This window comes from Cyanobium sp. N5-Cardenillas (assembly GCF_024345515.1).
Taxonomy (GTDB): domain Bacteria; phylum Cyanobacteriota; class Cyanobacteriia; order PCC-6307; family Cyanobiaceae; genus Cyanobium.
On the sequence record NZ_JAGQBG010000208.1, the window covers coordinates 1 to 5,219 of the forward strand.

Annotated in this window: 6 protein-coding genes and 1 tRNA gene; 4 read left to right on the forward strand and 3 right to left on the reverse strand. The window is 68.2% G+C overall.

Annotated elements, in window-relative coordinates; genetic code table 11:
* The coding region (locus KBZ04_RS14045; RefSeq protein WP_254992524.1) for an FAD-binding oxidoreductase at nucleotides 1-1,017 on the reverse strand (1,017 nt) is incomplete at its 3' end.
* Between the two features lie 229 nt (nucleotides 1,018-1,246).
* On the opposite strand from KBZ04_RS14045, the gene KBZ04_RS14050 reads away from it, so the two are divergent.
* Nucleotides 1,247-1,765 carry an SRPBCC family protein gene (locus KBZ04_RS14050; protein WP_254992527.1) on the forward strand — a complete coding sequence of 173 codons (519 nt, stop codon included), beginning with the start codon at nucleotides 1,247-1,249 and terminating at the stop codon, nucleotides 1,763-1,765.
* A gap of 41 nt (nucleotides 1,766-1,806) precedes the next feature.
* On the opposite strand, the gene KBZ04_RS14055 is transcribed toward KBZ04_RS14050, so the two are convergent.
* Both KBZ04_RS14055 and KBZ04_RS14060 read right to left on the reverse strand, forming a co-directional pair.
* Nucleotides 1,807-1,879: transfer RNA gene (locus KBZ04_RS14055), tRNA-Glu, on the reverse strand.
* A gap of 64 nt (nucleotides 1,880-1,943) precedes the next feature.
* On the reverse strand, nucleotides 1,944-3,125 hold the full coding sequence (locus KBZ04_RS14060) for a histidine kinase (RefSeq protein ID WP_315860125.1): 1,182 nt from the start codon (nucleotides 3,123-3,125) through the stop codon (nucleotides 1,944-1,946).
* 144 nt (nucleotides 3,126-3,269) lie between these two features.
* Here KBZ04_RS14060 and KBZ04_RS14065 point away from each other — a divergent pair, with 144 nt between their 5' ends.
* From KBZ04_RS14065 to KBZ04_RS14075, 3 genes are all read left to right on the forward strand, one after another.
* Entirely contained in the window at nucleotides 3,270-3,827 is a 558-nt protein-coding gene (locus tag KBZ04_RS14065; protein WP_254992525.1) for a hypothetical protein, read from the forward strand.
* 113 nt (nucleotides 3,828-3,940) lie between these two features.
* Entirely contained in the window at nucleotides 3,941-4,357 is a 417-nt protein-coding gene (locus KBZ04_RS14070) for a cAMP phosphodiesterase (RefSeq protein ID WP_254992526.1), read from the forward strand.
* A gap of 7 nt (nucleotides 4,358-4,364) precedes the next feature.
* Nucleotides 4,365-5,219 (forward strand): M1 family aminopeptidase (locus tag KBZ04_RS14075; RefSeq protein WP_261351128.1); only part of this gene is annotated, 855 nt, incomplete at its 3' end.

Sequence of the window (5,219 nt, forward strand, 5' to 3'; positions counted from 1 at the left end):
GATCAGAGAGAAGATCTCATCGGCCTGCTCGGTGACCCGGTCCTGGATGTACATGCGGCCACCGCTGGGGTTCTGCTGCACGCGGCTGATCGCCTTGGTGTAGCGGAAGTTCTCCGGGTACTCGGCCAGATAGCGCTGGAAGTCGTCCTCGTAGAGGAGGTTGGGGGTTTTGGGGACGCCCATGATCAGCCAGGCCTTGCCGCGGAACTGGTACTCGGGGTTCTTGGCGCGCTCGGCGGGCTCGAACATGCGGCGCAGGTAGGCCCGCATCGGAGCGATGCCCGTGCCGGTGGCCAGCATGATCACATTGGCATCCTCATCGGGGGGCAGGAGCATCTCCTTGCCCACCGGGCCGGTGATCTTCACCTTGGCGCCGGGTTCGATGTCGCAGAGGAAGGTGGAGCAGACGCCGTTGATGGTGGCGCCGTCCTTCTCGTACTGGAGCTGGCGGACGCAGAGGGAGACGGTGCCGCCTTCGCAGTTGTCGCCGTGGCGGGTGCTGGCGATCGAATAAAGGCGCAGCTTGTGGGGCTTGCCGTTGGCGTCCTCGCCATCGGGAATGATGCCGATGCTCTGGCCTTCGACGTAGTGCAGGTTGCCTTCGGAGAGGTCGAAGGTGATGTGGTTCACCCGGCCGATGGCCCCTTCGGTCAGGAGGCTGTAGTTGCCGGTGACCGTGCCGATGAAGGGGTCTTTCGGCTTGTACAAATTGACCGGAACGTCGGCGTGGCTCACGGGGGCTTTCCTGGCGGGGGTGGGGGGGGCGTCCGGGGCGGGGGCGCCTGCGGCTTCGGTGGCGGGGACCAGGGGTTCGGACCCGACCCGGACCTCCTCAGCGCTGATGGCCCGGATCCGACCACCCTGAAGGGCGATGGTCTGCATCAGTCGCTGCAATTGGTTGAAGGGCACGGTGAGACGGCGTTCCGCCCGCCGCTGCAGCCCGACGCCGAAGCCTTCGACGACAACCGTGAACATGCGGCCGTCGGACTGGGTGGCCTTGCCGGTGGAAACGCGCATGCGGGCAACGGTGCCGAAAATCGGGCCGATCATAGAGAACTCGCCTCACTCCCCTCGGGGTGGCCTCTTTGACCGGAAAGCGGAAACACGGGCTAGTTTGTGTTCCGACGCACCCTTGCCGGTGCCGTCCGCTGCCACCCTCCCCCCAGCCCCGAGCGAGCTCCGATCCGTCTTGGCCCAGCCCCTGGCGTTGTTTCCCAGCCCCGTGACTCTCCCGTCCCCCGAGGCCATGGTCGCCAGAGAGGCCTGTTGTGCCCTCGACACGATCCAGCAGGAGATGGAGCGGCTCCCCCAGGGCACCCGCCGCCTGGCGGTGCAGCTGCGGCTCAGCCTTGCCCCCGAGTGGATCTGGTCGGTGCTCACCGATTACGACCACCTCGACCGCTTCATCCCCAACCTGGCCAGTTCCCGCCAGCTCTGGCGTCGCGGCAACCAGGTGGCCCTGGAGCAGGTGGGCACCCAGCAGTTCTGCGGCCTGCGTTTCAGTGCCCGGGTGCAGCTGGAGCTGAGTGAAGATCCTGACCAGGGCCGCCTCGCCTTCCGCATGCTGGAGGGCGATTTCCGCTGCTTCCAGGGCCTCTGGCAGGTGGGCGTCGACGACACCAGCACCTGGCTCCTCTATGACCTCACCGTGCAGGGCAAACCGGGCATGCCCATCGGTCTGATCGAGCAGCGCCTCAAGGAGGACCTGGCCAGCAACCTGAGGGGCGTGCAGCGGGAAGCCCAGCGACGCTTCGAAGCAGGCTGATCGGTCCAAGGCAAGATCGCCTCGGACCCGCAACCGATGGATACCCCCAAGGGGATTCGAACCCCTGTCGCCTCCGTGAAAGGGAGGTGTCCTAGGCCTCTAGACGATGGGGGCGAGGCCACAGCCGGCTTGCGACCGGTCTGATGTGCTGGACGCTACGGGCCGGAGGGACCCTTCGTCAAGGAAGGTCGCCGCTGGCGGATCGGCCAGTGGCGGCGCGATCGGGTTCGGGGGAGCTCTGGCCGGTCCAGACCGGCACCGTGAAGTTGAAACAGGCGCCTTCGCCGGGTTCCGACACCACCCAGATGCGACCGCCGTGCACCTCGGCGATGCGGCGGCAGACGGAGAGCCCCACGCCGAAGCCGGAGGTGGTTCCGGAGGTCTGGGGCAGCCGCACCCGGTCCTGGAAGATGCGGTGCTGCTCCTGGCGGGGGATGCCCGGGCCGCTGTCGCAGATGCTCACCTGCACCCACTGGCTGGTGCGGTGCATCAGGCTGAGGCTCACCTTGCCGCCATCGGGGGTGAACTTCAGGGCGTTCTCCAGCAGGTTGAGCATCACCTGCCGCATGCGCCGCTGGTCGGCATGAACATCGGGCAGGTCGGCGGGGATGTCGGTGACCAGCTGCAGGCCCCGACCCACCCAGAGCTTCTCCAGCTCCAGGATGGCCTCGGCCGCCACCTGGCTCAGGTCGAGGCGCTGGGGGTTGAACAGGGCCTCCCAGCGGGTGGTGCCCACCTCCAGCAGGTCCCTGGAGAGGGCCTCGATGTCGTCGAGGCGGCGGTTGAGCACGTCGCGGAAGCGGCTCTCGTCGATCTGGCCCAGGGCGTGGCTCTGCAGGGCCAGCTTGGCGGCAGTGAGGGGGGTGCGAAGCTCGTGCGCCACCATGCGCAGCAGCCGTTCCTGGACGCCGAGCCGCTCGATCAGGGTTTCGTTCTCCTGACGCAGCACCAGCAGCTGGTCCTCGAGCTGCACCTCCCGCTGGCTGCGGCTGCCGTCGATCTCCGCCGGCCGCAGGCTGAGCCCGAGGGTGGTGACCACCTCCATCTGCTGCCAGCGGGGCAGCCAGATGCGCAGCTGCTGGGCCAGGGTGTTGCCGGCGAAGACCTGCTTGGGCAGGGGATCGAGCTTGATGAGGGCCGGGGTGGCCACCAGCCGGTGCAACTCGAGCAGCTCGGGGTGGTCGGCTGGATCGGCCACCTGGAGGGACACCTTGCAGGTGCACTCCTCCGAGTTCAGGAAGGCCAGCAGGGCCCTCAGGTCGGCCGAGGCCATGTGGTGGCGGGCCGCCACCAGCAGCAGCTTCAGCTGTTTCTGGGCCTCAGCGCCGGCGACACTGGCGTCCGTGGTGGCTGCCGGCACCGCCGACACCGGGAACTCCGACTCCCCCAGGACCGGCAAGGGCAGGCATGCGGCAATGCCCCCAACCTTATGGGGTTTTGGGCAGAACCCGGAAACGTCGCTAGGACTTCAGAGATCGCGTCCGTGTGCCTGGGTGGGCCCGCCATGACCACACCGACCCAGCCCGGTCTCTCCAGGGTTCCCCCCGTGCAGAGCCGCATCCGCCTCGACAGCAGCCTGCGGCGCTGGTTCGCCCGAAACCTGGGGCTCTGGCGGTCGCGCCGCACCTACTTCTTCACCGAGGACGACGCGGTGCTGCGGGTGGACATGAACCTGCGCATCGAGGTCCACAGCGAACTGGTGGACGGCGACGAGGGCTACCGCTTCACCTGGTGGGCGGAGGGGCACCAGCCGTTCTTCGACACCAAACCCGACTACCGGGCCGAGGGCACGATGGAGGCCTGGCTGTGCGGTCACCAGCTGCGGCGCAGCTGCGGCTACCTGGCGGGGGCCCCCACGGTCAGCCAGATCCGCCAGATCGATGAGCACACCATGGCGTTCCAGTCCCACTACGACGACTGGGAAGTGCTCGAGCAGATCCGCCTGGTGGACCAGGACCGCTATCGCTCCCGCTCGATCCACACCTGGCGCCACGGCAGCCTCGAGCTGGTGGAGCTCCACCACGAGATCCGGCTTGAGGCGGCGGGAGAACCGATCGGTTAAGCGCTGTCGGCGCCGGAGCCCCGGCGGCAGGGCCGCCTCGCGGAGCGGACTCTGCGGCGGGTGTGTCAGCTGCTGTGATGCATCACGATGGGGGTTCACGGATTTCTACCCCTTTGTCTCTTCTGCTTCGTCGCACCCGGCCGCTGCTGGTGGCACCCCTGCTGGCCATGCCGATGCTGCTGGCCCCCGTGGCGGCCCATGCCGCACCCGCCACCGCCGCTGAGATGGCTCTCTACACGCGCATCGGCGCCGTCAACGTCTGCATCTCCCGCGCCGCCGGCATCGACTTCGAGAAATCCGTGGGCATCGCCGGCGAGACCATCGCCCAGCTGATCCTCGGCCAGCACAAGGGCGAGATCCAGCAGGTGGGCACCAAGGCCCTCACCATCGAAGAGCTGCGCCGCGGCGCCATCAATTCGGCCGTCCTCGGTGCCGCTGAGATCTGCCCCAAGGAAGTGCCGGCCGACGTCATGAAGAAGGTTCAGGACGCCATCAAGCAGCAGGGCACCGCCAAGCCAGCCCCCAAGTGAGCCTCTGATGGCCGTCGTGCACCTCGCCGACTACCGACCGGCGCCCTACCGGCTCGAGCGCACCGATCTGACGGTGCGCCTGTTCGCCGACCATGCCCTGGTGGAGGCGCGACTGGCGTTCCTCCCCGGGGCCGGTGCCCAGGGGCCGCTGGAGCTGCGGGGCGTGGATCTGGAGCTGCGCTCCCTGGAACTGGACGGCGTTCCCCTGCCCGCCGAAGCGTTCCAGATGGAGCACGGCCGCCTGCTGGTGCTGCAACCACCCGATCGGCCCTTCGTGGTCACCAGCACGGTGTGGCTCGACCCACGGGCCAACACCAGCCTGGAAGGCCTCTACGTGAGCGGGGGGATGGTCACCACCCAGTGCGAGGCGGAGGGCTTCCGCCGCATCACCTATCACCCGGATCGTCCCGACCTGCTCAGCCGCTTCCGGGTGCGGATAGAGGCCGACCGGGACAGCTGCCCGGTGCTGCTCTCCAACGGCAACGGCATCGAGAGCGGCGACCTGCCGCCCGGGCCAGGCGGGGAAGCACGCCACTACGCCGTCTGGGACGACCCGTTCCCCAAGCCCTCCTACCTGTTCGCCCTGGTGGCGGGCCGGCTGGAGGAGGTGCGCGACAGCTTCGTCACCGCCGACGGCCGCACCGTGCAGCTGCGCCTGCACGTGGAGCCGGGCGATGCCCCCTTCACCGCCCACGCCATGGCGTCCCTGAAGCGGGCGATGGAGTGGGACGAGCGCGTCTATGGCCTGGCCTACGACCTCGACGAGTACAACATCGTCGCCGTGCGCCACTTCAACATGGGCGCGATGGAGAACAAGAGCCTCAACATCTTCAACTCCATGCTGGTGCTCGCCGATGCCGCC